General features: G+C 68.2%; 1 pseudogene. It reads right to left on the bottom strand.

Annotated elements, in window-relative coordinates:
* Nucleotides 1-562, bottom strand: a pseudogene (locus IH13_RS0119995) (alpha-xylosidase); the annotation flags it as partial.
* Nucleotides 563-938: the final 376 nt, after the last annotated feature.

Genomic DNA, 938 nt, shown 5'->3' on the forward strand with positions numbered 1-938 from the left:
CGGTCTGGCCGTTCTTGACGTACGGCGTGAAGCGCTCACCGAGGCCGTGGACCGTCTCGCCCACGCCCAGGGCGAGTTGGGCGAACATGTGGTGACTGCCGTCGTCGAGGGTGGCGAACGCGCTGCCCTTGGGCCCGGCGGCGGTCAGGAGCCGGCCGTCCTGGTCGAGGAACTCCAGACCGAAGGCGCCTTCGGTGGGCAGCCTCAGGGTGAGCGGGCCGCTGGTCAGCTCGGCGGTGGTGCCCTCGGTACGGGTGGTCGCGGCGGACCCGGGAACGGCCGCGCCGGCGGGTGGGGCCACGGCTCCCGGCAGCCCGAAGTCGGGTCCCGTGCGGCGCTTGCCCGCGTGGTGGGTGAGGCGCACCGCGATGACACCCTCGGCCGGCGCGTGGGCCTCCACGGTGATCAGCGGGGCGTTCAGCGTGTCGCCGCGGCGCTGGACGCGCTTGACGGCGGCGTAGGCGGCGAGGCGGTCCTCGTCGAGGTGGACGTCGCGGACTTCGGTGGCGTACGAGGCGTGCACACCGCTGCGCAACTGCCAGAAGCCGTCGGTGAACTTCATGGGGGGGTCCTTAGCCGGATCAGAAGTGCTGGACTGCGGGACGTCAGGGCGCCTGCGGCAAGCGCGGCTGCGGGTCCTCTTCATTTTGATCGTACACAAAACAAATGTGGCCGACAGGCCGGTACGCGGCGGGAATTCCCGGATTGCCCAGGTAGCTGGCCTCAGGTGAAGCGCTTCCGAGCAGCCACGTTTGCGCCATGTGACCGAAACATTACGGAAACGGTCTAGAAACCCTCGACGGGATGGCGTATTAGTACTGCAAGCAAACAAATTGGGCCGGCCGGCAGCGCAGCCGACCGGACCCTCGTCGACAAGAGGCTGATCCATGTCGGAACGGTTCACTCCCACCCCTGAGGACAAGTTCACGTTCGGTCTG

Origin of the sequence: Streptomyces sp. NRRL WC-3549 (assembly GCF_000721935.1) — a bacterium.
Taxonomy (GTDB): domain Bacteria; phylum Actinomycetota; class Actinomycetes; order Streptomycetales; family Streptomycetaceae; genus Streptomyces.